Consider the following 26,045-nt stretch of genomic DNA (forward strand, 5'->3'; position numbering starts at 1 on the left):
TTCAACGAGTTGTCCATGACCCAAGCGAATACACTACTGCAGCAGGCAGAGTCTCAGTGCCACATCCGCGGCGTTCGTTTCACGCCCATACGCAGGCGCGTGCTAGAGCTGATTGCCGAAAATGGTGGTGGGCTGAAGGCGTATGATCTGCTGGATAAGCTGTCTACCGAACATGCGGCGGCTAGGCCGCCGACGGTTTATCGGGCGCTTGAGTTTCTGATTGACCAGGGCTTGGTGCATCGGATTGAGTCGCAAAACTCCTATGTGGCCTGCGCGTGCCCTGAGCATGTGCATGGTTTTCAGTTGCTCATTTGCAGACACTGCGGGTACGTAGAAGAGCTGCATTTAGATGAGATCAGTGATCAACTGGCGGCTCTGGCAAACAGCCAAGGGTTTAACGTTGAGCGCCAAACCATTGAGCTACAAGGGCTCTGTCAGGATTGTCGAACAAGCTGATGTGTTCAATAGCTAGCGAGTAGAATGTATGTCCCGTTTTGACCAAGTAGCTCCAGACGCCCTTTTTAAGCAGCTTGAGCGTGCTATCCCTGATGATAGCCTGCCCGCTATTGCAACCCTGCTAACGGCTGTGCGCTTTAATGCCGATGGTTTAATCCCTGCGATTGCCCAGCAGCACGACTCCAAAGAAGTGCTAATGATGGCGTGGATGAATCGTCAGGCGCTAGAAGAGACCCTAGCCACTCAGCGGGTCTGTTACTACTCGCGCTCACGGGAAAAATTGTGGCGCAAAGGGGAGTCATCGGGCCAGCAGCAACAGCTTGTGTCCGCTGCCCTTGATTGCGATGGTGACACCCTGCTTCTGCAAGTTGAGCAAACAGGACCCGCTTGCCATACCGGACGTCGTAGCTGCTTCTATATTGGCGTGGCCCAAGAGCAGGCATCGATTACCAGCACGCCGCTAATCGATCCCGATGAGCTCTACGGCAGCAAAGCCTCTTCCTAGCCATGAAGCGCCTAGCCATGAGCCGCTGTCTAACATCACTGCGATCAGCCCTGCGCTGGGCATTAACTAGCGTGATGATTGGCTGCGTTAAAACCTATCAATATACGCTTAGTCCTCTTTTGGGCCCGCGCTGTCGCTTCTGGCCCAGTTGTTCGTCCTACACCATTGAAGCAATTCAGGTGCATGGGCCGATAAAAGGTGGCTGGATGGCCGTGAAGCGTATCGTCAAGTGCCACCCAGGCAGCCCTGGCGGCATGGACCCAGTACCCGGCGGCCGAAGCGAGCAGCTTTGCCGCGAGGACGAAGATGCATCCTCTTCCTGTTGCAGCGACCACCATTCCCGCTAGCGCTGGTGTGCCACCTGATAGATCTTTTCAAGCATCGCATGTAAGCCGTTGCTACGGGTTGGCGAGAGATGCTTATCCAATCCCAAATCAGCTAAAAAGTGCGGTTCGGTAGCACGAATCTCTGCTGCTGAGCGGTCACTATAAATGCGCAGTAATAAGGCAATCAGGCCCGACACAATAGCGGCATCGGACGTCGCCTTAAAAATCAGCTTATCGCCCTCCTCTTCATGCCGCATCCATACATTAGACTGGCAGCCCTGGATTTTAAACTCCTCGACTTTCCAATCGTCGGGGAAGTCAGGCAGCTGTTTGCCCATATCAATAATGTACTGATAACGATCCATCCAGTTATCGAATATCTCGAAATCTTCAATCAGCTCTTGCTGGGCCAGTTCGGCGCCGGAAGTGCTCATGGTATTTCCTTCTAAATGGATAATGGCTACTGGTATAGCTATTAAGGAAGCTATGAATCTGCCCCATTATAACGAGTCAATGGCGAATTGCTTAACCGATGAAGCTGCTGCTCGTTATGCCACTCAATGTCTTCGGTATGCAGGTAGCGAGATGTGGTATCGAGACGCGCATGACGCGCGCTTTCAGCCAAATGGCGCAGGCTAATGCCCGACTGAGCCTGATGGGTAATCGATGTATGCCGTAACCAGTGTGGCGTTGCCTGGCGCAGCGCGTTGACATGCTGTGAAGCGCCGCCCTCCTTTTCAAGCGCTAGGGCTGCCTGCTGAAACGTTGCCCGAATCAGCCTATAGAGCTGGTTGTGCCCCAAGCCGCGCTGCCCATCCAGGGCGCGTAGAGCCGGCGCATTATGCTCCAGCTCGGTAAGCTGGTCAGGCAAGCCTAGCGCTTGGCGCCACTGTCGCAGGCAAGCCAGCATGTCGTCGGGTAGCGGTATCCGCGCCACCTTGCTGCCCTTACCTACCACACTCCACCACCAGCGCCCTTCGCTGCGCTGGAAATCGCCCATGCGGGCATCTGCCATTTCGCTAATTCGCGGAGCGAGTAGATAGGCAAAACCAAAGATAAAGCGTCGACGCGCCTGCTCAAAAAACCTTCGACTACCCTCTTCCACCGCTAACGGCTCATTGAGCCACTGCCAGAACCACGCCCATACATCGCTCTCCAGGTAACGCTCAATGCGCGGCGCCTGATTGTTCAAGCGCCTTGATTTATCACGCATCAGGCGAAACGGGTTATGGCTAACCCACCCGGCTTCTACCAGCCAGGCAAACATGCCCTGCAGAATCACTAAGCTCTGGCGCCGACTGGCGGGCGATAAAGGCCCACGAAACGGCCGCCACGCTGGGTGTGCGCGGGGCTTGGAGGGCCCTACCCACTGATCACTGGGCTGAGGGTCGGCAAGGAACAGCTCAAACCGGCGCAGCGCATCTCTATGGATATCTGCCAGCGTGAGTCCTTGGCTATTCAGCCAGAGTAAAAGCCGCTCGGATTCCCGGCGGTACGCTTTCCAGGTTTGTGGGCTGTCAACGTACTCTTCAAGCCAAGCCATCACCGCCTGAGCATCATTTTGTGCCGTAATTCTGACGTTAAGCTGCCCGCTTACAGGTCCATGCTCCAGCAGCAGCGGCCCTACTCCACCGGGTGTTAACGCATTTGGCATGTATTACTCCCTGAACCGCCGATGTTCTCTATGTGCCAGAGTGTGCCTTTGCAGCAGTATAAATTCAAGATAATAAGGGTAATCTTGAATTTATATCTTATTTGATAAATAAAATTACGTATTATGTAATACGTAATAATTGCTTTTTAACCCTTAAGTACCGACAATGGCGGCTATAAAATTCCCAGCAAGGATGTCATATGGCCCGCAACGGCATTCAGTACGGCGATGTTCAACACGCCATTGATGAATTGCTCGCCCGTGGTGACACACCCAGCGTGCAGCGTATCCGCGATGTACTGGGCACTGGCAGTTTTACAACGATTAGCGATCACTTCCGCCTTTGGCGCAGCGAGCGCGAACAAAACCGTGATGTGCCGCCACCCAAAGGTGTGCCAGAAGTTGTTGTCACCATGGCCAGTGAGCTGTGGCGTGAGGCCCAAAATGTGGCCAATCAAACGCTGCTCCACTATCGCGAAGATGCCAATCGACAGGTGGAGGACGCGCAGCGGCTAGCGGAAGAGGCTAAACAGCAGGCGGCAAACGCCGAGCAGCGTGAAAGCGCCCTGGCCGAGCACTTACGCCACATTGAGCAACGAATGGAGGCACTTAATCGGGAACTAGCCGCCAGTCAGACCAATGAACGCCACTGGCAGCAGTTGGCCGAAGCGTCGCAAGGAGAGGCCAAGCAACTCAAGCAAGTTCAGCAACAACTAGAGAGTCAGGCAGAAGCGCAGCGCGAAGCCCATCACCTTGCTCTCAACGAACAGCAAGCGGCCTGGGAACAGCGATTGTTACAAGAAGAGCAGCGTCACGAAGCGGCTGAAGGAAGATTGATGGCGATGCTGGATAGCGCCCAACAGGCGCGGGCGCAAGAAGAAAAGACCTTCCAGAAACGGCTCCAGCAGTCAGACCAGCGGATCGAAGGACTAAGCCAAGAGCTAAAATCAAAGCAGCAGGCATTGCATCAGCTACAGCTGGAAGCCAGCGAGCGGGATCAGCAGCTTAGTGAGGCTCAGCAGCAAAACAGCGTGTTGGAAAAGCAGCACCAAACACTTGCAGAGCAGTTGGAGGAAGCGCAGTCGGCGTTAAAACACCAAGCGCAACGGCATGCCGATCAGGAAACGGCGCTACAGCACGCCTGGCAAGAGAAACTCTGGGCACGAATGGAAGCACTCCAGCAACAGCTAACTGATTTACCCTCCTCGCTGGAAGATAAGGAGCCATCGCCAAAGCGTTAATGTAGCTAGTAACAGTTAGCCAAAAAAAAGCCACCTCGCTTGAGGTGGCCGATTAGCGGAATCTATCTCGCTCGTTTAAGGCGTATTCGACTTAACATTATTACTGCTCAAGCCGTCACTGCTAGCACTAGCATCGCCGTTATCATCCGGTAGCTCCCAAGTACCCTCTTTTGTCCACGGGTCATTTTCGGGAAACTCTTCAATATTGATTTCCGGGTCGTTGTAGTCAGGCTGGAAGCGCAGATCATATTTCGCCGCTCGCACCATAGAGATCATCAGCAGCAGCGCAATAACCAGCAGGGGCACGCCGCTAACAATACTGGCCGTTTGCAGTGTTTGAAGCCCACCTAAGAAAAGCAATGACATAGGCAATAACGAGAGCGTAAATGCCCAGAAAAGACGGTGCCAGCGGGCTGGCTCTTGATTAACATTTTTCTCTGCCGCGGAGGAAAGGATATAAGCAATGGAATCGAACGTGGTGGCAGTAAAGATGGAAAGCAGCACAACCACCGCTAACGTCACCAGCCATGAGAGCGGCAGTTCGCCTAACACAGCATAAAACGCTGCATTCGCCGACTGGTCGTTCATGATCTGGATAACATCCAGCGCACCCGAAAGCTGTAGATAGAGGCCATAGTTGCCCAAAATCACGAAGAACAGCGCGCAGCCAAGTGAGCCAAAAAAGATCGATCCAGCCACCATGGTCTTGATCCGGCGCCCTTTGGAGATCCGTGCGATAAATAGCCCTACGGTAGGGGCAAACACTAGCCACCAAGCCCAGTAGAAAATCGTCCAGTTTTGCGGAAAGCCACTGTCTTCAAAGCCATTTAAATTGCCAAACGGCTCAGTCCAGGTGTCCATCTGAACGAGATTGCTTAACATCAGGCCGAGTGAGTTAAGGCCGGTATCCAGAATAAATACCGTTGGCCCCATCGTCAGTACAAACAGCAGTACCGCCAACCCTATCCACATATTAATATCAGAAAGTATTTCGATACCGCCTTTCAGACCACGCCAGGCGCTGACGGCAAACAGTGCGGTAGTGCCTACAAGTACCCCGATCTGACTCAGAGCATTCGGCGTAAAACCAAATAGCCCGCCCAGGCCTTCATCAATCAGTGGCACTAAAATACCCAGTGACGTTGCGCCGCCGCCAAGCATGCCGAAAATAAATAGGATATCAATTACGTTACCTAGCCAACTACGGGCGAGCTTCTCACCCAGCACTGGGCGGATCGCCTCACTGATGCGCAGCACCTTGTGCTTGCGCACGTGTAGGAAATACGCCATTGGCAGCGCAGGAACCAAATAGATTGACCACGCGATAGGTCCCCAATGGAACATGCCGTAAGTGGCAGCCCAGGCGGTCGCTTCTTCAGAAAATGGCTCAAGATGAAACGGAGGGTTCTGCAAGTAATACATCCACTCGACCATTCCCCAGAAAACCACCGCACCACCGATACCGGCAGCGAACAACATGGCACCCCAAGAAAACAGCGAGAATTCGGGTTCGGCGTCCACATCGCCTAATTTAATTTGGCCGATATCGCTAAACACGATGTAAAACATGAAGCCTAACGATGCTAGCCCCATCGTTTGATACAAGACACCAAAATTCTGAGTCACAAACCCTTGTGCGGCCATTACCCATACTCGCCCCATCTCGGGGAAAAGTATCAATGGAAGCGTCACTGCTAACAAAAGCCCTAATGAGCCGAAAAAAATCGGCTTATGGATATTGGCAAATGTGCTGCGAATGTTAATGTTCCTAACTCCCTATTCTCTTGTCTATCTAGCTAGCCAAATGAGCCCAGCGCCATACTAGTGCCAAGCGTGCGGCTTTATCGCTTGTGTTTATTACACGACTCTTGCGTTGAGCACAGTTGGAATGTTCAACGTAATTTGCCGCAAAGCTATAGGCGCGCACAAAAAAGCCCAGCACGTGGCTGGACTTTTCTGATGTGGTATTACGTTTAGATTTAGCGGTAGTAGGCGTTGGTGGTGTCGGTATGGTCGGTCACATCGCGAATGCCCGCAAGCTCCGGGATGCGCTCCATCAATGTTTTCTCGACGCCATCTTTCAGGGTTAAATCAACCGCTGCGCAGCCCTGGCAACCGCCGCCAAAAGCTAAGACAGCGTATTGTTGTTCAGTCAGCTCAACCAGCTTGATCTCGCCGCCGTGGGCCGCCAGCCCAGGATTGATCTCGCTGTAAAGCACGTAATTGATACGGTCTTCAAGCGGACTATCCGCATTCACCTTAGGCATCTTGGCGTTGGGCGCCTTGATGGTTAGCTGGCCGCCCATGCGGTCGGCATTGAAATCCACCACAGCCTCTTCCATAAAGGCCAGGCTGTTTTTGTCGAGATACACATTGATCTTCTCGAGTTCTAGCAGCACATCCGTCGGCTCTTCTTCACCCGGACGACAGTAAGCCAAGCAGGTCTCTGCGTAAGGCGTGCCCGGCTGGGTAATGAAAATGCGTACAGCGATACCTTCAACGTTCTGCTTTTCAAGCAGTTCTGCCAAGTATTCTTGCGCGCTATCGGTAATATCAATACTTTGAGTATCGATATTGGTATCTATTTCGCTAGTCGTGGTCATGAGGGCTGTCTTCCTCCCGTGGTAGTGGCGGCGCCACTTCACATGTCATTTGTCACTATGGTAAGCAAAACGGCGCGCTGACACAATCCCGACTGTTTTAGTAGGCTATTTAAATGCTGTTTCTCAAATGCGTGTAGTGATTGTCTTTGCTTATGCACCGTATAGCGCTCCCTGGGGGCGCCTTTTGCTATGCCTTTTGTTATCATTATGCGCCTTATTACGACAGATACTGCTTTTCCGACGATAACAACATCCCCTTTGACGACTGTGACGCTGGAGAACTCCCCCTGCCATGGCTGATAGTGCTTTGACCGCAACCCTCACCCAACGCCTTGCCGAACGTATCCTAATTCTGGACGGCGGCATGGGCACCATGCTGCAGAATGCCCAGCTGAGCGAGGAGGATTTTCGTGGCGAACGGTTCAGTGACTGGCCCTCGGATCTCAAAGGCAATAACGACCTGCTCGCGCTCACCTGCCCTGATGTCGTCACGCGGATTCACCGTGACTATTTAGAGGCCGGTGCGGACATCATCGAGACCAACACTTTCAATAGCACCCAGTTGTCGCAGTCCGATTACGGTATGGAAGCGCTGGTGGTGGAACTCAACCGCGAGTCAGCGCGTCTTGCCCGCGAGGTGTGTGATGCCGTTGCCGCCGAAACCGGCGTGCCCCGCTATGTCGCTGGGGTGTTAGGCCCCACTTCGCGCACCGCGTCGCTATCGCCGGATGTTAATGACCCGGCCAAGCGCAATGTCACCTTTGATGAGCTTCGCGAGAACTACTACGAAGCGGCGGAAGCCCTGATTGCGGGCGGTGCCGATTTGATCATGATCGAAACCATCTTCGATACGCTCAACGCCAAAGCGGCTATTTATGCCCTGGAAGAGCTCTTTGACGATCGCGGCGAACGCTTGCCGGTAATGATCTCAGGCACGATTACCGATGCATCAGGCCGTACCCTATCCGGCCAAACCACCGAGGCTTTCTGGAACTCGGTGCGCCACGCTCAGCCATTATCTGTTGGCTTGAACTGTGCCTTAGGCGCCGAAGAACTTCGTCCTTATTTGGAAGAACTCTCTACAAAGGCCGATACTTTTGTCTCCGCGCACCCCAACGCGGGCCTGCCCAACGAGTTTGGTGAGTACGACCAAACGCCGGAAGAGATGTCCGAGATCGTTAGTGAGTTCGCCTCCAGCGGGCTGGTCAACATTATCGGCGGCTGCTGTGGCTCCACACCTGAACACATTCGCGCGATTGCGGATTCCGTTCGGGATATGGCGCCGCGCTCTATTCCCGAGCGCAGCCGTGCCTGCCGTTTATCCGGTCTTGAGCCGTTCAATATTGAGTCTGACGCGCTGTTCGTCAATGTTGGCGAGCGCACCAACGTCACCGGCTCGGCGCGCTTTAAGCGCCTGATCGTAGAAGAGGACTTCACCACCGCGTTAGAAGTTGCCCTTGAGCAGGTAGAAAGCGGTGCTCAGGTCATCGATATCAATATGGACGAAGGCATGCTCGAGTCCAAGGAAGCCATGGAGCGTTTCCTTAACTTGATCGCCGGTGAGCCCGATATTGCCCGCGTGCCCATTATGATCGACTCCTCCAAGTGGGAGATCATCGAAGCGGGCCTGAAGTGCGTTCAAGGCAAGGCGGTGGTGAACTCCATCTCGCTCAAAGAAGGCGAAGATGCCTTCCGCGAACAGGCAACCAAATGCCGACGCTATGGTGCTGCCATTGTGGTGATGGCGTTCGATGAAGAGGGCCAGGCAGACACCTTTGCGCGTAAAACCGAAATTTGTCAGCGCGCCTACCGTCTATTGGTCGATGAAATTGGCTTCCCCGCCGAAGATATCATTTTCGACCCGAACATATTCGCCATCGGCACTGGGATCGAAGAGCACAATAACTACGCAGTCGATTTTATCGAAGCGACCCAGTGGATTCGCGACAACCTGCCCCACGCCATGGTGTCTGGCGGCGTTTCGAACGTCTCGTTCTCGTTTCGTGGCAACAATCCGGTGCGCGAAGCGATTCACTCGGCGTTTCTTTATCATGCCATTCGTGCTGGCCTCACCATGGGTATCGTTAACGCGGGCCAGCTCGCTGTTTATGACGACCTCCCCGCCGAGCTGCGCGATGCCGTTGAGGATGTGGTGCTCAACCGCCGCAGCGACGGCACCGAGCGCCTGCTGGATATTGCCGACAAGTACAAAGGCGACGGCAGCGGCGCTCCCAAAAAAGAAGACCTTGAATGGCGCAGTTGGCCGGTTAACAAGCGTATTCAGCATGCGCTGGTTAAAGGGATTACGGTGTATATCGAAGATGACACCGAAGAGGCCCGTGCCCAGGCTGAGCGCCCTATCGAGGTCATCGAAGGCCCGCTGATGGACGGCATGAACGTGGTCGGCGATTTATTTGGCGACGGCAAAATGTTCCTGCCTCAGGTGGTCAAATCGGCACGAGTCATGAAACAGGCTGTGGCCTACTTGATTCCTTATATCGAGGCTGAGAAAAGCGAAGAGACCAAAGCCAAAGGCAAGATCGTCATGGCCACGGTCAAAGGCGATGTGCACGATATCGGTAAGAACATCGTTGGCGTGGTACTGCAGTGTAATAACTACGAAGTGATCGATCTGGGCGTCATGGTTGCCGCCGATAAGATTCTGCAGGCGGCCAAAGATCACAACGCGGACATTATTGGTCTTTCCGGGCTGATTACTCCGTCGCTGGATGAAATGGTTCACGTGGCCAAGGAGATGCAGCGACGCGGAATGGATCTACCGCTGCTGATTGGTGGTGCCACCACCTCCAAAGCCCATACCGCCGTTAAGATCGAGCCACAGTATGAGCACCCGGTCATTTATGTCACCGATGCCTCGCGCGCCGTGGGTGTTGCAGGCCGTTTGCTGGCGCCCAATCAAAAAGCCGCTTATGTAGCTGAAATTCGTGAAGAGTACGAAAAGGTCCGCGAGCGTAATGCCAAGCGCCGCCCCAAAGCAGCGGACCTGGATTACACCCAGGCGCGCAAGCGGCGCTTCCGCACCGATTGGAACGCCCACACCCCAGCTGAGCCTAATATGCTGGGGCTAAAAACGTTTGACGACTACGATCTTGAAGAATTGATTGAGCGCATCGATTGGACGCCCTTCTTCATGAGCTGGCAGCTGGCGGGCAAGTATCCCAAAATCCTCGACGATAAGGTCGTCGGTGAAGCTGCCCGCAACCTGTTTGACGACGCCAAGGTCATGCTACGCAAGCTGGTTGAAGAGAAGCGCGTGCAGGCACGCGGCGTCATCGGCTTATGGCCCGCCAATAGCGTGGATGATGACGTGATTGAAGTGTACGCCGATGAGTCGCGCAGCGAAGTGATTGAGCGCCTCTTTCATATTCGTCAGCAAACGACGAAAGGACGCGACGGTATTTGCTACAGTCTGGCTGATTTCATTGCCCCAAAAGAGAGCGGCAAAGCCGACTGGATTGGTGGTTTTGCGGTTACCACCGGCCATGGCGTCCATGAACTTTCCAAAGCCTATGAGGCGGCAGGCGATGACTACAACGCCATTATGGTGCAGGCGTTGACAGACCGGTTGGCAGAAGCCTTTGCCGAGCGTATGCACGAACGCGTGCGTAAAGAGTTCTGGGGCTACGTGCCCGACGAAACGCTGGACAACGACGCATTGATTGCTGAGAAATATCAGGGTATACGCCCTGCCCCCGGCTATCCTGCCTGCCCGGATCATACAGAAAAAGCGTCGCTATTCAGGCTGTTAGATGCGACTGAAAATACCGGACTGGCGCTAACCGAAAACTTTGCCATGTGGCCAGCCGCAGCGGTTTCCGGCTGGTACTTTGCCCATCCCCAGTCGAAGTACTTTTCGACCGGCAAAATTACCCGCGATCAGGTCGAGGCGATTGCTGCACGTAAGCAGATGCCGCTTGTGGAGATGGAGCGTTGGCTCTCACCGGTGCTCTCCTACGACCCGAGCTGATTAGTGCTGTTGGCAAACCGTCATGGCAAGGTGATCCGCCTTGCCTTCCCGATCATGTTGGGCATGCTGTCGCAAAGCATACTCAACTTGATCGATGCTGCCCTGGTAGGCCATTTGGGTGAAGTGGCGCTTGCCGGTGTGGGGGTGGGCGGTTACGTCATGTTTATGCTGAGTGCGGTGGTGTTTGGCCTCTCTTCAAGTGTCCAATCACAAACCGCGCAGCGAGTGGGCGCGACCCAACCAGAGCTCTTCCACCCACTGCAGTCGGGCCTGATGATCGGGCTTGTGGTTGCCCTGCCGCTTTCACTCTGGGCATGGTGGCAAGCGCCGCTACTGATTGGCTTGATTACTCAGGCCGAGGATGTGCAAAACGTTGCTATCAGCTATTTCCGCTGGCGGGTCGTATCACTGACAGCCATCGCGCTGACGCTCTGTTTTCGTGGCTACTGGAACGGACGCCAACAAACACACCTCTACTTGTTTATCATTGTGGCGGTTCACCTGCTCAATGTGGCGGTCAGTGCGGGGTTGATCTACGGCTTGGCGGGTTTGCCTAGCATGGGCCCGAGTGGCGCAGGCGCAGGTACCACAGTGTCGCTGTTCGTGGGCTTGATAGTGTGGTGCAGGGTAAGTATAAAACGCGCTTCTACTCAGCCATTTTTGACACATTTGCCATGCTTGGCCACCCTGCGTACTACTTTGACGCTTGCCGTACCCCACTCAACGCAGCAGGTTTTGTTTGCAGCGGGCTACGCGGTACTATTTTGGCTATTAAGCCAACTGGGCACGGCCAGTATCGCGGTTGGCCATGTACTGATTAATTTATCGCTGCTGTTGATTTTACCAGGAGTGGGAATAGGCGTTGCCGCCATGAGCTTGGTCGGCGAAGCGCTAGGCCGAGACGCCCAGCATGAAGCTCACCGCTGGGGGTTGGATGCACTGCGTGTTGCTTGGCTGCTGTTGCTGGCGTTGGCACTTCCCATGCTCATCATGCCCGCGCAGGTATTGAGCCTTTTTTTCAATAGTGACGAACTAGTTGCCTTGGGTACACTGCCGCTACAGTTAACGGGTGTAATGATTGTGCTTGATGCCGCTGCCTTAGTGCTTGCCCAGGCTTTGATGGGCGCAGGGGCTCAGCGCACCGTCATGCTGCTGACGCTGGGAATGCAGTGGCTGTTTTTTCTTCCTCTGGCTTGGTGGGTCGGGGTTGGCCTGGGGTATGGCATATTGGGTATCTGGCTGATACAGCTCCTTTACCGCTTGATAAACTCATTAGGGTTTTTATGGGTGTGGCAGCGTCGCCGCTGGCTGGTGCTGGCTGTTTAATCCTGTTGTTTAAGACGGTTGCTTAAAGCTATTGCTTAAAAACCGCTGCTTCAAACCTGGCTTTTTATCGGATCGCCTTTGCTTTACCATTTTCTAAATAGCTTTTAGTGATAAAAAGATAATTATATATTCTTTTGTAGAATATGACGCCCGCGTTAAGGTGACGCTACATTAACGTCCGTCTCAACGTGACCATTTCGCTTTTTAGCAGGATCGTGCCACATGTACCGTTATGATATTCACGACCAAACACTGGTTGATGAGCGTGTCGCTCAGTTCCGCGACCAAATGGAACGCTACCGCGCTGGGCGTTTGGGTGAAGAAGAGTTCCGCCCATTAAGGTTGCAGAACGGCCTCTATATTCAACGCCATGCGCCCATGCTGCGTATTGCGATACCTTACGGCATGCTGGCGGGTAATCAGCTACGTGCCCTTGCTGAGATTACTCGTCGTTATGACCGTGGTTACGGCCACTTCACCACACGACAGAATCTACAGCTGAACTGGCCCGCCCTTGAGGATGTCCCGGATATTCTGGCAGATCTGGCCAAAGTACAAATGCATGCGATCCAGACCAGCGGCAACTGTATCCGTAACACGACCAGCGACCAGTTTGCTGGTATCGCCAATGATGAAGTGGAAGACCCGCGCCCCTGGTGCGAGCTGATTCGTCAGTGGTCTACCCTGCACCCTGAGTTTGCCTATTTGCCGCGTAAATTCAAAATCGCCGTCAGCGGTGCCGCGCAAGACCGCGCCGCGATTCAGGTTCACGATATTGGCCTGCGTCTGTGGCACAACGCAGACGGTGAGCTGCGCATTAAAGTTTTGGCCGGTGGTGGGCTTGGCCGCACGCCAATGATCGCCGATGTGGTACGCGAAGATCTGCCTTGGCAGCACCTTCTGACCTATCTGGAAGCCTGCGTGCGGGTTTACAACCAGTTCGGTCGTCGTGACAACAAGTTCAAGGCGCGGATCAAGATCCTCGTCAAAGCACTGGGCATCGAAGAGTTCCGCCGCCGGGTTGATGAAGAGTGGGCACACCTGAAAGATGGCCCGCAAACACTCAACCAGGCAGCGGTCGATGCGGCCAAGGGCCACTTCCCCGAGCCTGACCGCCGTCCAGTGGCGGAGAACGCCAATGAGGCGTTTGACCAGCTGCGTACTGAAAACCGCAGTTTTGCACGCTTTGTGACCAATAACGTCTCGGATCACAAGGTGCCCGGCTATAAAGCAGTAACGCTTTCCCTGAAGCGTCGTGAGCATGCGCCTGGCGATGTGACTGCTGATCAGATGGAAGCCGTCGCCGATTTGGCTGATCGCTACAGCTTTGGTGAAGTACGCGTTACTCACGAGCAGAACCTAGTGCTTTCTGATGTGCCGGTCGATGAGCTGGAAGCACTGTGGAAAGAGCTTGATGCGCTGGGCATGGCTAATCCTACGGTCGGTACCCTCAACGATATTATCTGCTGCCCTGGCGGTGACTACTGCAGCCTAGCCAATGCGGTGTCTATCCCCATCGCTCAAGCGCTGCAGGAGCGTTTTGAAGATCTGGATTTCCTTTACGACCTTGGCCCGCTGGATCTGAATATTTCCGGCTGCATGAATGCCTGTGGCCACCACCACGTGGGGCATATCGGCATCTTAGGCGTCGATAAAAAAGGCGAAGAGTTCTACCAGATCTCCATTGGCGGTAACTCCACCGATGATGCGTCACTGGGTAAAATTCTAGGCCCATCATTTTTCCGCTCTGACGTGCCGGATGTCGTCGAAAAAGTATTAGAAGTCTATGTGGCGCAGCGCCATGAAGACGAGCGCTTCCTAGATACTTATCGCCGTATTGGCTTAAAACCCTTTAAGGAGCGTGTCTATGCCTAATAGCCCTGAGCCTAATAAAACAGATGCGACGCAAACTGAAGCAGTTGAGCAGACGCCAGTACATGTTGATCATTTGATAGCTAACGGCGAGCTAGCGGCAGAGAACGCTTGGTGTGTCTCCTACGATGTGGAAACGCTTCCTGAACAGCGCCCGGCGTTTGTACCGCTGGCGCTGTGGCAAGCCAATCAGGAGGATGCCGAGCTGGCGCCACTGCTCACCAGCGACACCGAACTGACAGCCGAGTTGGCGCAGCAGCTTGGCAACGCCCAGGCTATTGCGATTGACTTTCCTGCCTTCACCGATGGGCGTGGCTACAGCCTGGCGCGCCTGCTGCGCGAGCGCTACGGTTATGAGGGCGAAGTTCGTGCAGTGGGCGATGTGCTGGTAGATCAGCTGGACTACATGCGACGCTGCGGGTTTTCGAGCATGGCATTGCGCGATGATCAGCACCCAGAGGATGCACTGCGTGCACTCAGCTTTATCAGCGTTCGCTACCAGCCTGATGTGGAAGAGCGTCAGGCGCTGTTTGAACGCCGCTTAACCGCTAGCGAGTAGTTTTAAAATGACATAAAAGGGCAGCTTCGGCTGCCCTTTTTGATGGTTAGGTCAACAGATTAGCCTCGTCGCTTCTGCTGGCGCTCGCGGTTATTGGCTTTGGCACGGTCACTCTTGCGCAGCATGACCCAGGTCGCGCCTAGCCCCCCTTCTGAAGACTGGGCGGACACATACGCCTGGACTTCCTCAAACTGGCTGAGCCACTTGGCAAGATAAGAACGCAGCACGTTGGCAGGACTGTCGATTTCGCGCCCCCGGCCATGAACAATCATGACTGAGCGCAAGTCATGGGCATAGGCTTCCTGAATGAACGGGAACAGCATTCGGCGGCACTCACTCAAGGGTCGCCGCAGCAGATGCAGCTGTGATTGAACGCTATAACCGCCATGCTTTAATTTATCGACCACGCCTTGCTGAATACCCTCACGCCGATACTCCATCGGGTCGAACGGAGGAAGCAAGTCGACAAAGTCATCGGATAGAAAGTTGCGCGCCCCCATCTCCTCTTCCGCCCATTCACGGCGAGCCAGCTGCGCCTCAGAAGGCCTTTTGCGATTAGCGCCAGGGTCTGCACGATTGCTTGGTGGTAGTGGCTTAACGTCGCCGATTAGATCACGAAAATCCATATCATCACGAAGTGGCTGGTTCATTGCAGGCTCCTCCGGCAGGATCAAAAGACCATCTATGTTACAGAGATAGCCTAGCAAATCTGACCACTTTGCTTAAGCAGATAAAATAAGTCGATTACTCAGGATGTGAAGCATAGCGCTCAAAACATGGGGCTTAAATTATTGAGCTTGTTTTCACTACGTTGGCACGCCAAGCTATGCAGCCACTTTTTCATCATCAATCCGAGGCGCTTTGGTTTGGCTAAAATGGTGTGGCTTAAACGCCTTTTTGTTATCGCTGGCGTGGGTTTGCTCAGTCTAGCGGGATGGTTATGGTTAACCATGCTGAGCCCGTGGTTTTACGACCGCCCAGAGGACCTGGCCGACATCGAACAGCGCCCTCATCAGGTCTTCGTTTACGGCACGCTGCGCTACGCGCCCATTCGCTTGGTGGTTATGGGCAGTTTCGGCGTCCCTGAAAAGGCCACTCTGGAAGACTATCAGCGCGATGGGTTGGACCTTTCCCCCCAGCCTGGGAGTGATGTAGAAGGCCTGCTGCTCCATGTGGATGCTGATGAACTGGCCCGCCTTGACCGCTATGAACGGCTGGGTATTCGCTATGAGCGAATGGAAATCACCCTCAGCGATGGCACCCGCGCCTGGGTTTATCTGCGTTTACCGGTGCTAGAAAATACGTTTGTACCGGACGCGGACTTACCAATAGCTCTGGTACCATAGGCAACCATGTTATGTGCTATTTGCGTGACAGCTTCCATGATCCTAGCCAGGAATAATGATGAGTGAAATGACTCCGTACGTTTTGGTGCTCTACTACTCCCGCTCTGGGGCAACGGCCACTATGGCGCAGCAAATTGCCGCAGGTGTAGAAAGTGTGCCCGGTATTCAGGCGCGCTTGCGAACAGTGGCACCGGTTTCAACCACCTGTGAAGCCGTCGATCCCGCGATTCCTGAACAGGGTGCGGTCTACGCTGACTTAGACGATTTACGTAACTGCAGTGCACTGGCGCTCGGTAGCCCAACACGGTTTGGCAACATGGCCGCGCCGCTGAAATATTTTATCGACTCTACCAGTAGCCTCTGGATGAACGGTGCGCTGATTGATAAACCCGCCTGCGCTTTCACCTCGACATCGAGCCTGCACGGTGGCCAAGAAAGCACACTGCTGACCATGCTGGTACCACTCCTACATCATGGCATGGTCTATGCGGGCGTGCCGTACAGTGAAACCACGCTGCTGGAAACCCGCACTGGCGGCACGCCCTATGGTGCCAGCCACTTGGCCGGCACGCGCAGCGATCGCTCGGTGGACGAGCACGAGCGTGCGCTATGCGTGGCCCAGGGCAAACGCATAGCGCGGCTCGCCCTCGCCCTGCACGCTATGCGTCAGGAGGCATTATGAGACAGTGGTTAGAAGACGTAGAAGCCCGTCATGGGATTGATAAGCTCACACAGCGAAGCCGCCAACTGGTGTTGGCCAGCTTTGCTATTTTATTGGTGCTGGTTATTTACCGAGGCTTTCTAGTACAAGGCGACGAGTTTAACTGGCGCCCGGTATTAGCCTTTGTCCTGCCCCTGGTACTGTTCCTGCCCTCTATCATTGGCCAGCGAGCCCGTGGTCATGCGTGGCTGGCATTTGTCAGCCTGCTCTATTTTACCCAGGGGATAATGCTGGCAACGTTGCCCGGGCAAAGTATGCGCGGGCTGTTAGAAGCGGCCGTTTCGCTGGCTCTATTTGCGGGGTGCATGGGCTATGCGCGTTTCCGTAGTCGTCAGCTACGCCAATAAATAGCCGTTAAAACCAAAGCCATACGACGACGCCAGCAGCTATTAGCAGAGCACCCAGCGCTCGTAAACGCAGCATGGAGGCAGTTAACGGCTCATTGTGAGCATCGATCGGCTGCTGGTGAAAGCGCTTGGTACCTCCCAGCATCGCCGCTAACAGCGGCTCTCCAAGCAGTCGATGGACTACCAACCCGACCAAGTGCAGCCCAATTAAGATGATCAAGAGATCGCTATTCCACTGATGCAAGGTTCGCAACTGGCTGCTAGCACCTTCCCCAAACAAGCCATAGAGTGGCGCCTGAAAAAAGATGTCGTCGCTCAAAAACAGACCGCTGACTGCTTGAAAAGTGAGTGAGAGCAGCATGATCACCACCATCCAGCCGCCTAACGGGTTATGGCTGGCATAAGCACTCGGCTTTCGCTGGATGAGTGCCTTTGAATAGGCCATTGTTTTAGCCGGTGGATACAAAAATGTCTTGAATCGCGCATAGACACTACCCAGCACGCCCCATAGCCAGCGAAAGACAAGTAACCCGAGTATCAGGTAACCTGCCTGGGCGTGTACCTCAATGGGAAAGAGAAAAGGCGCACCGCTGGTCTTGGTGGTATAAAATGAGATCAACACTGCCAGCACCAATCCCCAGTGAAACAGGCGCATCCAACTATCCCATACTTCAATTGCTACCTTGCCACGCATAGCCCTTTCCTCTATCAGCAGTGATGAGCTAACCGGTGGTGAGCCCGTATGGGTGAGACAGCTTCGCATTAATTCTAACTTTCTCATAGAATGCGGGACAGTTAGTCGCAACCAAGTTTGTCTCTACGGGAGAAGTGACCGTCGTGAATAGTTGCGTTAAACATTCATTGATGGCGATTACTTGAGCTTTAAAGGCAGACCAGCGAACATGGATTAAATTCAAGGGAGAAGCATTCGATGACACGTAATATAGCCGATATCAGGCGTGATTATGAAGGCGGCAGGCTTGATGAATCCCAGGCACCTGACGATCCATTCGTGTTATTCGATGAGTGGTTCACTCTTGCGCTGGAAAAAGAGGGCAAGGATGGTAACGCCATGACGCTTGCCACCGTTGACAGCCAAGGCAGGCCCCATGCCCGGGTAGTACTACTAAAAGGGTTTGATGAACGTGGCATGGTCTTTTTTACCAATTACCATAGCCATAAAGGCAGCGAGTTGAGCAATGTCCCCTTCGCTGCCATGACATTCTGGTGGCCTTCGCTCTCTCGCCAGGTGCGTATCGAAGGCCCCGTTGAGCCGGTGTCAGCCGAAGAGTCCGACGAGTACTTTGCCAGCCGCCCACGCGGCAGCCAGCTAGGTGCGTGGATTGCGACTCAGAGCGTTGTGATTCCCGATCGCAATTGGATCGAAGAGCGCCAAAACCGTTTTGAACAAGCCTACGATGGTCAGGATATCCCTCGCCCTATCCATTGGGGAGGCTATCGCGTCGAACCGGAAATGATCGAGTTTTGGCAGGGCCAACCTAGCCGCTTGCACGACCGGCTGCGCTTTGAACGCCGCGATGGTGGCGAATGGGGCCGCTTCCGGCTGGCGCCATAAATCATCACGATACGCCTAGGCCTGACGCTTAAAACGCAGGCCTTTTGAGTTGTGCACCCTCGTCCGGCAATTAACCCGGTATTTAGTCTGACGCTTAGTCCGGCAAACTTTCCAGGCGGTGCCGCTGCCACTCGCTTTCGGGTTCGTTGAGACGCAGCACGGCATCTATGACCTGCTCTTCCATGTTGTAACGGCTCTTGAAACCCAGATGTTTCATCAAGGCCCGCATCGGGTGGTTGTCGACCATGATTTTGCCGATCATTTCCAGCGTGCCGATATTGGTGCAGTAAGCAATCATCTTATTCATCAGCAGGCTGCCAATGCCCAGCCCCTGTAGATCATCACGAATGATGACCGAAAACTCGGTGCGGATATTGTCCGGGTCGTTCCAAACCCGCACTACCCCTAGCATTTCCTTGCTGCCATCTTCGCTCAAGTGTTCGGCGATAAACGCCATCTGGCGGTCATAATTGATATGCGACAGGATCGACAGATCGCGCTGAGTAAGATTGGACTTATTGTGGAAGTAGCGGAAGCGAATACTCTCTTCGGACAACTGGCGGTGGAAGGTGGTAATCAGGTGGGCATCTTCAGCGCGAATGGGTCGTACTTCCACCTTCCAGCCATTTTTGAGGGTCACCCATTCACGCAGCTCTTCTGGATACGGCATGATCGCAAAACGCGACGGCGTACCAAGATCCATGGCGAAATCCACAGCGACCATGCCATCGCGATTGAGCAGCAATGGGTTCACCTCCAGCCCACGCAAATCGCCCAAATCCGATGCCATCTGCGATAGTTTCACCAGCATTTGGCACAGGTGCTGTATATCGCGATCAGGATCAGCGGAGTGTTCACGGATTAGCGAAGCGGCATGGGTTCGGCCCACCACATCGGCGGCCAGGCTCATATTAAGCGGTGGCAGCGCTACTTGGCGGTCAGCCAGCACGTTAACCTTGTAGCCGCCGATACCAAAGACGATCAGGGGCCCGAACACAGGGTCGCGAGTGATACCGGCGCAAATTTGCATTGAGTGTTTGCCACGCTGCATAGGCTGCAAACAGTATTCGCGTATCGCATACTCGGGGAATTTCTCGGCGACCTTCTCGCCCAGCCGCCGCACGCCCTCAGCAACCTGTTCGGGTGTTTCCAAATCCTGCAACAGGCCTGCCGAAATTTTATGCGGATGTTTACGGTAGCGATAAGGGCGGCAGTTGCCTTCATGAACCACCTTAAGCGCTTTGGTGCCGGGGATTTCGGTCGCTCGGGCAAGCGCTTCGTCCGGGTTGGCCAGATAGACGCTTGGCGCGGTTGGAATGCCATACGCCTCAAGCACCTGCGCGGTTTCCGAGTGGGTCAGCGTCTGCCTGCCCTGCTCTTTTGCCCCTTTAATCAACGTGCGGCACTGGGCACGAATTTCCGGGCTGGTTGAAAACGGCAAGCTGGGCGGGATTTCCTGCAGCAGTGCCTGAACGCGCTGGTAAATCACCATATGCATAAACGCCTTGACGGCTTTTTCAGGCGAAATATAGGTCGGAATTCCGGCCAGGTTACAGGCGTGTCTGGCGTTGAGTGCCTCTTTTAGGCCCATCCAACTAGTCAGCAGGTTGCGGCGAAACTTCTTGCGGTTATCGATTAGGGCTTGGGCCGTCACCAGCGATGGGGCCATGCGTGTGGGGGCATGAACCACTAACACGGCGTCTACGTTGGCATCGGACGCGACAATCTCCAGTGCCTGGACAAACCGCTCAGGTGAGGCGTTACCGCCCAAATCCACCGGGTTCTCGCCCGGTTTACTCATATCGACTTCGCTACGGTGTAGCGCAGCCTGAGTTTCGGCGCTAAATACAGCCAATTTTCCGCCGGCACTAATTAACTTGTCGATGGCCAGCATGGCAGGACCCAAACCATTCGAGACAATCGCCAGGCGGTCGCCCTTCAGCGGCTTCATTCGCGAGAGGGTTTCCAGCGCGTCGAGCAGTTCATCGGAGTCATCAACCCGCACGACCCCCGCACGGGCAAAAGCGGCATCAAACACCACGTCGCGGTTGGCGATACCAGGTGTCGGTGCCATGCCGGAAATATCCGACTCAGGCGTACGGCCGCTCTTGATAGCCAGTACCAGACGGTTGCGCGAGGCGTCACGCACAGCGGTCATGAAGTGCTGCGCGTCACTGATCCGCTCCAGGTGCAACAATATGGCCTGCGCGGGAGAAAACTGATTAACGTAATCGATTAGATCCGGCAGCAGCACATCAACGCTGTCGCCAACCGTAATCAGATGTGAAAAGCCGACATCCCGCCCTGCGGCCCAATCGATCATCGCATTGGCGAGCATGCCAGACTGGCCAAGGTAGGCGACCTTACCTGCCTTCACCGGCTGACTGGCATACGAGGCGTTGAGTTTTTTACCCGGCACAATCAACCCCATGCACTCCGGGCCCAGCACACGAATACCGGAGACGCGTGCCGCACTCAGCATGCGTTCACGAATCGAGCCCTTGTTGCCCTTGTCGCGATCCAGATAGGCGCCTCCGGAGAGCACCAGGGCAGCCTTGACGCCGTGCTGACCAAGCTTTTTGATCAGGTCAGGTACGCCCTCGATAGGCGTGCAGACCACGGCCAGATCAGGCACCTCAGGCAGTTCACTCACCCGGCTCACGCAGGGGGCGCCAAATACCTGCGGGTACCCCTTGAGATTGACCGCCCAGAGCGCCCCCTTGAAGCCGCCCTCTTGAATATTTCTCAGCACTAAACCGCCCAGCGATGCGGGCTTTTCAGAGGCGCCAAACACCGCTAGTGTATGAGGTTCAAAGAAATGGTGTAAAAAGCGCGTGCTCACGAATGAGTCTCCCCTGACTAAATAGCGGCTGTACGACTTATTGACACTGTCGCGTAGGGCATGGAGGCGATTAAGGTGGCATCAATAATAATGGAGCGTTTGAATGATTACCGCCTACCTTACCCACCCAGACTGCTCATTGCACCATATGGGGCCGGAGCATCCCGAAAGCCCTCAGCGTCTGGAGGCTATTCGCGCTCGCCTATCGCTTGCAGGTCTATTACAGCAGACCATGCAGGCAGATGCCAAAGAAGCCTGCGAAGAAGCCCTGGCTAGGGTACATCCCTTGCGTCATCTGCGCGCTCTGGAAAAGTGCTTGCCCAGCGAGGGCATTGTTACGCTAGATAGCGACACCATGATGAACCCTAACAGCCTGAAAGCCGCGCGCGTGGCTGCGGGGGCGGTCATTCGTGGTGTTGACCAGGTATTTAAACGTCAGGCGGATAACGTATTTTGTGCCGTAAGGCCGCCCGGCCACCATGCCGAAGCCAGCGATGCCATGGGGTTCTGTTTTTACAACAATATTGCCGTGGGCGCGGCTCATGCCAGAGCCAAGTATGGCGCCAAACGCATCGCGATCCTCGATTTTGATGTGCATCAGTGCAACGGTACCATCGATATCTTCAAAAATGACCCAGAGGTGCTGATCTGCACCAGTTTCCAATACCCATTTTACCCCTGGCGCTATTTGCGCAGTGAGTGGCAAAACGTCGTCAATACCCCACTGGAAGTGGGTAGCGACGGACGCGAGTTCCGTCGCGTAGTGGAAAACCATTGGCTGCCTGCCCTGCACGCCTTCAAGCCTGATCTCGTCATGATTTCCGCCGGGTTCGATGCCCACCGGGATGACCCGATGGGCGATCTCTGCCTAGAGGACGAAGATTTCTATTGGGTAACGCATCTGGCAATGGAGATCGCGACACTCTATGCCGACAACCGAATTGTCTCGGTACTTGAGGGCGGCTATAACCCTAAGTCGCTGGCCAGTGGTGTCGAGGCGCATCTCAAAGCGCTGCTGGGACTGCCCTTTGCAGAGGTTCCCTAGTGCTGGCATCTGATTGGCAACCACTCTTGGCGGCCTGACGGCTGTGATATCATGGGCGTTTTACAGCTACTTCCAGCCCAAGCCAACGCAGCCAATTTGACAATTTATGACCGCTACTTCTGAACAGCATGCCGCGCTGCGTATCGCATCGGGAAGCAAACCGTTTGTTGAGCCGCTGCGCCTGGGCGAACGGCTCAAGCAAATCCGTCTTGCCAATCAATGGACTCTGGAAGATGTCAGCCAGCGCACGGGGCTTGCCCGCTCGACGCTCTCTAAAATCGAGAATGATCAAGTCTCTCCTACGTTCAGCGTGGTACAGAAGCTGACCACCGGTCTCAACATCGACCTACCCCAACTGCTGACGCCACCTAAACGGGAGCGTTACACCATGGGGCGGCGCGATTTGACCCGGAAAGGAAAAGGCCAGCTGCACCCTACGCCGACTTACGAGCACGAGCTGTTGGGGCATCAACTAGCCCAGAAACGTATGATTCCGTTCAAAACCATTGTGCGGGCACGCAGCTTCGACGAGTATCACCAGTGGGTGCGCCATGATGGCGAAGAGTTCTTGATGGTGCTGCATGGCGACATCATGCTCTACACCGAATTCTACGCCCCATTGGTACTGGCAGAGGGTGACAGCATCTACTTTGATAGCGACATGGGGCATGCGCTCGTTTCCACCAGCCAAGACGACGCGGTGGTGCTTTCCGTGTGTACCCGTGGCGATGTGGCGTAGCGAACGCAAATAGTACGTTATAGGCAATTGGTAGGTTTGGGTAGCCCGGCCAGACGGGCAATCCTTTTTGCCGGACTGCCAGGAAAGAGCTGCATAAGATAAATCGAGCGTCCCTTCTCTTCTCCCAACGCATTTTTCGTTGCCTTGACGAGTGGCCGCATGGCCGGCGCCATTTCGTAGCGTTGGTAAAATGCCCGAACAACCTTGATGATTTCCCAATGAGCAGGCGTAAGCGGCAAGCCTTCTTCTTCTGCCATCAGGTTAGCGACAGCATCGTTCCACTTTGACTGATCAACTAGATAACCTTCCGGATCTAGCCCCCATTTTCTTTCTGAATCAAGATAACGGTATATTTTTGGATCTGACATGAGTTAATACCAAGTAACTGTCTTTGTGTATTGCTCCGTAAGGGCTACAAAACCGTCCATCTCCAGGGTAGGCAGTTGGTGCTCGGCCGCAATACTGGCAAGGCCACGTGACCTCAAGTCCTCCAATAACAGGAAGATTCGCGAAGGGCACTGCTCCCAAGCCTCCCAGGCAGGGGCAAGCGCAGCAGTGACCGCCTCTTCAATCAACAGCACGCTATCCTGCGCCCCTACCGCCTGCTGCATTTGAGCAGCTGCACTGCTATCAGGCGCTTTGGTGAGGATGTGTAGAATCATAGTAGACCCACTAAAAATTAAGAATGTTGCTGTGCTGCTGCAATAACCCAGGCACTTGCTGTTCCGCTAGGAGGGTCACTCCTTCTACGAGGGCATCCGTGGTTAAGTGCATGCTTTTCAGCGCCTCTTCCATTACCCATAGCTTCTCAATATCGTACATTTCCAACATGTCGATAGTGGGCAGCGTCGCTTTTTGCCCGGCAGCCCCACTGCCCTGCTCTTTCAGCAAAGCCAGTATCCCCTGTCCCATGAACAGTAGATGCACGGGCTGGCCAAACGCCGCAGCTACCAAGGCAGCATCTAACCCTTCACGCAACCAGCTTGAGTTGTGAGGAGCGTGTCGAATAATCACTAACAGCGCGTTGGGCGTCACCATGGGGTCTCCTTTTAAGCAAAAGTAATGAGGCGATCGGCGCGTTGCTGCAACTCAAGCAGCTGGCCAAGACCGGTCAACTCAAAGGGAGGTGAGAGATTATACGCCTGCTTTCCATGACGCTGCGCTTCCGACTCATTCATCAACCCGCGCCGCAGGGCAGCGGCGATACAGACGTCCAGGGGGACCGCATGTTGCTGGTGCAGCTCAGCCCAGGCGTCGTGCATATTGAGTTCGTCCTGCGGTGGCGCCATCAGAGAAGAGGCATTATGAACGCCGTCGTGATAGAAAAAAACACCTGCGAGTTGATGCCCACGCGCCAGCACGGCATGGGCAAAACGCAATGCAGAGTGAGGGGCCGGGCTGCTGTACGGTGCGCCCATTACCAATAAGCCGTACTGCATCATTTCAATACCTAGTTGTTAATACCTAGTGACGGTGACCCTAAAAAAAAAGACAGACCCTAAAAATAGGGCCTGTCATATCATCTAGTAGCGCTACCAGAGATCAATCGTTGCTCATGATACCCAGAATTGAAAGAAGGCTCACAAACAAGTTGTAGATCGAAACGTAGAGCGTCACGGTGGCGAGAATATAGTTGGTTTCGCCAGCACGGTGAATGATCTCGCTGGTTTGATACAGGATGGCAGCTGAAGCAAACAGCACAAAACCAGCCGATACCATCAGTGAAAGCGCAGGAATGTTAAAGAAGAACCCAGCAATCATGGCAAGAATCAACACGATGGCGCCTGCCATCAAGAAGTTGCTCAAGAAGCTAAAGTCTTTTTTGGTGGTTAGTGCTACCGCTGATAGACCCACAAACGTCAAACCGGTCATGGCCAGCGCGTTCATGATCAGCGCACCGCCATTAGGCAGGGTCAAGTAGGCAGAAAGGATCGGCCCTAGCGTAAAGCCCATGAAGCCGGTGAAGGCAAACGTTGCCAGCAGGCCCGCTGCAGAGTTAGCGGTTTTGTGGACAAGGAACATCAGGCCGTAGGCACCAATGAAGAACACAAAGATGTTCATCTGTTGAATACCAAGTGCAACTGCGGCACCTGCGGTTACTGCCGAAAACAGCAGTGTCATTGCCAGTAGCGCGTAGGTGTTTCGCAACACCTTGTTAGTACTAACACTATTAGCAACGCCGCCCGACTGGGGACGTGCCATACGTGAATCGTTGTAAGCCATGTGTTCATGCTCCCTAATGGTATTTCCAACAACTGACAAGCATGCCGTTACCGAGTTCCAGACGCAAGCCTTTGTCTATTTCACACTATCTTCTTCGCCAATGGTTATTCAACGTTGAATCAGCTTAGCAAGCATTGTCTATGCTTCCTGAACTCTCAATTGGACACGCTACTATGAAAAAAATTCTACTCTCTGGCCAAATGTTGGTCGGCCGCGCCCTGTTCTCTTGATTGTTCCAAACCAGCCAGCGTTAGGGTACGCATACGCTCTCGATCTTGGTAGAGGCGATTAATAGCAGCTCGTTTATCGTCGACCGCCTGGTGGCGGTTGCCTTCACTATAAAGATCAACAGCAAACGCGTCTTAGCAACGCTCATAGGCTGCCTTGAATGCCTGGCTGGACCAGAGGCTTTGAGCACTCCCCTGGCGACACCCTTCGTCGCTAGGGGATACATGCTCCCTTTCAGCTTTGCACTTCTTCTTCGTCATCGGTTTCGTTTTTATGCGGCGTCACTGAGGTAATTGCCGTTTGACGAACATCCTGCGACGAGTTGTAGAGACGAGCATCAATCACATACAGCACCGCCAATTGCGCAAATAGCACCGCAAAACAGACGAACAGACCTTTTAACATGGCGGTTTTTCCAGAGAGGTAACGTTAATCGCATAGTAGCCGA

General features: G+C 54.2%; 27 protein-coding genes. 14 read left to right on the forward strand and 13 right to left on the reverse strand.

Features of this window, described 5'->3' with window-relative positions:
- Window positions 1-15 precede the first annotated feature (15 nt).
- The 3 genes from Q3Y66_RS09600 to yidD are packed head-to-tail and all read left to right on the forward strand — an operon-like array spanning window position 16 to window position 1,308.
- Window positions 16-456: a transcriptional repressor gene (locus Q3Y66_RS09600; RefSeq protein ID WP_008957956.1), complete on the forward strand. Its 441-nt coding sequence runs from the start codon at window positions 16-18 to the stop codon at window positions 454-456.
- A gap of 28 nt (window positions 457-484) precedes the next feature.
- The gene (hisI, locus tag Q3Y66_RS09605) at window positions 485-961 is read left to right on the forward strand and encodes a phosphoribosyl-AMP cyclohydrolase (RefSeq protein WP_008957955.1); all 477 of its coding nucleotides are present in this window, start codon (window positions 485-487) and stop codon (window positions 959-961) included.
- A gap of 17 nt (window positions 962-978) precedes the next feature.
- Window positions 979-1,308, forward strand: coding sequence for a membrane protein insertion efficiency factor YidD (yidD, locus tag Q3Y66_RS09610; protein ID WP_008957954.1), 330 nt, complete (start codon window positions 979-981; stop codon window positions 1,306-1,308).
- Here the strand turns inward: yidD and Q3Y66_RS09615 are convergent.
- Window positions 1,305-1,721, reverse strand: a complete 417-nt coding sequence (locus Q3Y66_RS09615) for a SufE family protein (protein WP_008957953.1) — start codon at window positions 1,719-1,721, stop codon at window positions 1,305-1,307. The genes yidD and Q3Y66_RS09615 overlap by 4 nt on opposite strands.
- A gap of 50 nt (window positions 1,722-1,771) precedes the next feature.
- Window positions 1,772-2,941: a site-specific integrase gene (locus tag Q3Y66_RS09620; protein WP_008957952.1), complete on the reverse strand. Its 1,170-nt coding sequence runs from the start codon at window positions 2,939-2,941 to the stop codon at window positions 1,772-1,774.
- 200 nt (window positions 2,942-3,141) lie between these two features.
- Between Q3Y66_RS09620 and Q3Y66_RS09625 the strand changes: the two genes are divergently transcribed.
- A complete protein-coding gene (locus Q3Y66_RS09625; protein WP_008957951.1) occupies window positions 3,142-4,182 on the forward strand; it encodes a DNA-binding protein in 1,041 nt (346 codons plus the stop codon).
- Window positions 4,183-4,257: 75 nt separating this feature from the next.
- Here Q3Y66_RS09625 and Q3Y66_RS09630 read toward each other — a convergent pair whose 3' ends face one another.
- Window positions 4,258-5,946: a BCCT family transporter gene (locus tag Q3Y66_RS09630; RefSeq protein ID WP_368411726.1), complete on the reverse strand. Its 1,689-nt coding sequence runs from the start codon at window positions 5,944-5,946 to the stop codon at window positions 4,258-4,260.
- Between the two features lie 215 nt (window positions 5,947-6,161).
- Entirely contained in the window at window positions 6,162-6,785 is a 624-nt protein-coding gene (gene nfuA / locus Q3Y66_RS09635; protein ID WP_008957949.1) for a Fe-S biogenesis protein NfuA, read from the reverse strand.
- A gap of 292 nt (window positions 6,786-7,077) precedes the next feature.
- On the opposite strand from nfuA, the gene metH reads away from it, so the two are divergent.
- From metH to Q3Y66_RS09655, 4 genes are all read left to right on the forward strand, one after another.
- On the forward strand, window positions 7,078-10,773 hold the full coding sequence (gene metH / locus Q3Y66_RS09640; RefSeq protein ID WP_008957948.1) for a methionine synthase: 3,696 nt from the start codon (window positions 7,078-7,080) through the stop codon (window positions 10,771-10,773).
- Between the two features lie 54 nt (window positions 10,774-10,827).
- Window positions 10,828-12,099 carry an MATE family efflux transporter gene (locus Q3Y66_RS09645; RefSeq protein ID WP_008957947.1) on the forward strand — a complete coding sequence of 424 codons (1,272 nt, stop codon included), beginning with the start codon at window positions 10,828-10,830 and terminating at the stop codon, window positions 12,097-12,099.
- A 222-nt stretch (window positions 12,100-12,321) separates the two neighbouring features.
- Complete coding sequence (locus Q3Y66_RS09650) at window positions 12,322-13,974, forward strand: nitrite/sulfite reductase (RefSeq protein WP_008957946.1); 1,653 nt, start codon at window positions 12,322-12,324, stop codon at window positions 13,972-13,974.
- Window positions 13,967-14,530, forward strand: a complete 564-nt coding sequence (locus tag Q3Y66_RS09655) for a DUF934 domain-containing protein (RefSeq protein ID WP_008957945.1) — start codon at window positions 13,967-13,969, stop codon at window positions 14,528-14,530. The genes Q3Y66_RS09650 and Q3Y66_RS09655 overlap by 8 nt, the downstream gene beginning before the upstream one ends.
- A gap of 59 nt (window positions 14,531-14,589) precedes the next feature.
- Here Q3Y66_RS09655 and smrA read toward each other — a convergent pair whose 3' ends face one another.
- Window positions 14,590-15,180, reverse strand: coding sequence for a DNA endonuclease SmrA (gene smrA / locus Q3Y66_RS09660; RefSeq protein ID WP_008957944.1), 591 nt, complete (start codon window positions 15,178-15,180; stop codon window positions 14,590-14,592).
- 225 nt (window positions 15,181-15,405) lie between these two features.
- Here smrA and Q3Y66_RS09665 point away from each other — a divergent pair, with 225 nt between their 5' ends.
- Genes Q3Y66_RS09665 through Q3Y66_RS09675 form a run of 3 tightly spaced genes read left to right on the forward strand, consistent with a single transcriptional unit; the run spans window position 15,406 to window position 16,944 of the window.
- Window positions 15,406-15,876, forward strand: a complete 471-nt coding sequence (locus Q3Y66_RS09665; protein WP_035586837.1) for a gamma-glutamylcyclotransferase family protein — start codon at window positions 15,406-15,408, stop codon at window positions 15,874-15,876.
- A 58-nt stretch (window positions 15,877-15,934) separates the two neighbouring features.
- Entirely contained in the window at window positions 15,935-16,558 is a 624-nt protein-coding gene (wrbA, locus tag Q3Y66_RS09670) for an NAD(P)H:quinone oxidoreductase (RefSeq protein WP_008957942.1), read from the forward strand.
- The gene (locus Q3Y66_RS09675; RefSeq protein WP_008957941.1) at window positions 16,555-16,944 is read left to right on the forward strand and encodes a DUF2069 domain-containing protein; all 390 of its coding nucleotides are present in this window, start codon (window positions 16,555-16,557) and stop codon (window positions 16,942-16,944) included. The genes wrbA and Q3Y66_RS09675 overlap by 4 nt, the downstream gene beginning before the upstream one ends.
- A gap of 7 nt (window positions 16,945-16,951) precedes the next feature.
- On the opposite strand, the gene Q3Y66_RS09680 is transcribed toward Q3Y66_RS09675, so the two are convergent.
- On the reverse strand, window positions 16,952-17,638 hold the full coding sequence (locus Q3Y66_RS09680; RefSeq protein ID WP_008957940.1) for a cytochrome b/b6 domain-containing protein: 687 nt from the start codon (window positions 17,636-17,638) through the stop codon (window positions 16,952-16,954).
- A 237-nt stretch (window positions 17,639-17,875) separates the two neighbouring features.
- Here Q3Y66_RS09680 and pdxH point away from each other — a divergent pair, with 237 nt between their 5' ends.
- A complete protein-coding gene (pdxH, locus tag Q3Y66_RS09685) occupies window positions 17,876-18,520 on the forward strand; it encodes a pyridoxamine 5'-phosphate oxidase (protein WP_008957939.1) in 645 nt (214 codons plus the stop codon).
- A gap of 94 nt (window positions 18,521-18,614) precedes the next feature.
- On the opposite strand, the gene Q3Y66_RS09690 is transcribed toward pdxH, so the two are convergent.
- Window positions 18,615-21,362, reverse strand: a complete 2,748-nt coding sequence (locus tag Q3Y66_RS09690) for a bifunctional acetate--CoA ligase family protein/GNAT family N-acetyltransferase (RefSeq protein ID WP_008957938.1) — start codon at window positions 21,360-21,362, stop codon at window positions 18,615-18,617.
- A 103-nt stretch (window positions 21,363-21,465) separates the two neighbouring features.
- Here Q3Y66_RS09690 and Q3Y66_RS09695 point away from each other — a divergent pair, with 103 nt between their 5' ends.
- Both Q3Y66_RS09695 and Q3Y66_RS09700 read left to right on the forward strand, forming a co-directional pair.
- Window positions 21,466-22,407 carry a histone deacetylase family protein gene (locus Q3Y66_RS09695; protein ID WP_008957937.1) on the forward strand — a complete coding sequence of 314 codons (942 nt, stop codon included), beginning with the start codon at window positions 21,466-21,468 and terminating at the stop codon, window positions 22,405-22,407.
- 106 nt (window positions 22,408-22,513) lie between these two features.
- Complete coding sequence (locus tag Q3Y66_RS09700; RefSeq protein WP_008957936.1) at window positions 22,514-23,146, forward strand: helix-turn-helix domain-containing protein; 633 nt, start codon at window positions 22,514-22,516, stop codon at window positions 23,144-23,146.
- Between the two features lie 17 nt (window positions 23,147-23,163).
- On the opposite strand, the gene Q3Y66_RS09705 is transcribed toward Q3Y66_RS09700, so the two are convergent.
- The 6 genes from Q3Y66_RS09705 to Q3Y66_RS09730 all read right to left on the reverse strand — a co-directional run bounded on the left by Q3Y66_RS09705 (window position 23,164) and on the right by Q3Y66_RS09730 (window position 26,002).
- On the reverse strand, window positions 23,164-23,514 hold the full coding sequence (locus Q3Y66_RS09705) for a TusE/DsrC/DsvC family sulfur relay protein (RefSeq protein ID WP_008957935.1): 351 nt from the start codon (window positions 23,512-23,514) through the stop codon (window positions 23,164-23,166).
- Between the two features lie 3 nt (window positions 23,515-23,517).
- A complete protein-coding gene (gene tusB, locus Q3Y66_RS09710) occupies window positions 23,518-23,808 on the reverse strand; it encodes a sulfurtransferase complex subunit TusB (RefSeq protein WP_008957934.1) in 291 nt (96 codons plus the stop codon).
- Window positions 23,809-23,818: 10 nt separating this feature from the next.
- On the reverse strand, window positions 23,819-24,184 hold the full coding sequence (gene tusC, locus Q3Y66_RS09715; protein ID WP_008957933.1) for a sulfurtransferase complex subunit TusC: 366 nt from the start codon (window positions 24,182-24,184) through the stop codon (window positions 23,819-23,821).
- An 11-nt stretch (window positions 24,185-24,195) separates the two neighbouring features.
- Entirely contained in the window at window positions 24,196-24,585 is a 390-nt protein-coding gene (gene tusD, locus Q3Y66_RS09720; protein ID WP_008957932.1) for a sulfurtransferase complex subunit TusD, read from the reverse strand.
- A gap of 103 nt (window positions 24,586-24,688) precedes the next feature.
- Entirely contained in the window at window positions 24,689-25,369 is a 681-nt protein-coding gene (locus Q3Y66_RS09725) for a Bax inhibitor-1/YccA family protein (protein WP_008957931.1), read from the reverse strand.
- 462 nt (window positions 25,370-25,831) lie between these two features.
- The gene (locus Q3Y66_RS09730; RefSeq protein WP_008957929.1) at window positions 25,832-26,002 is read right to left on the reverse strand and encodes a hypothetical protein; all 171 of its coding nucleotides are present in this window, start codon (window positions 26,000-26,002) and stop codon (window positions 25,832-25,834) included.
- Window positions 26,003-26,045 lie beyond the last annotated feature (43 nt).

It is taken from the genome of Halomonas sp. HAL1 (assembly GCF_030544485.1).
In the GTDB taxonomy this organism is placed as follows: domain Bacteria; phylum Pseudomonadota; class Gammaproteobacteria; order Pseudomonadales; family Halomonadaceae; genus Vreelandella; species Vreelandella arctica.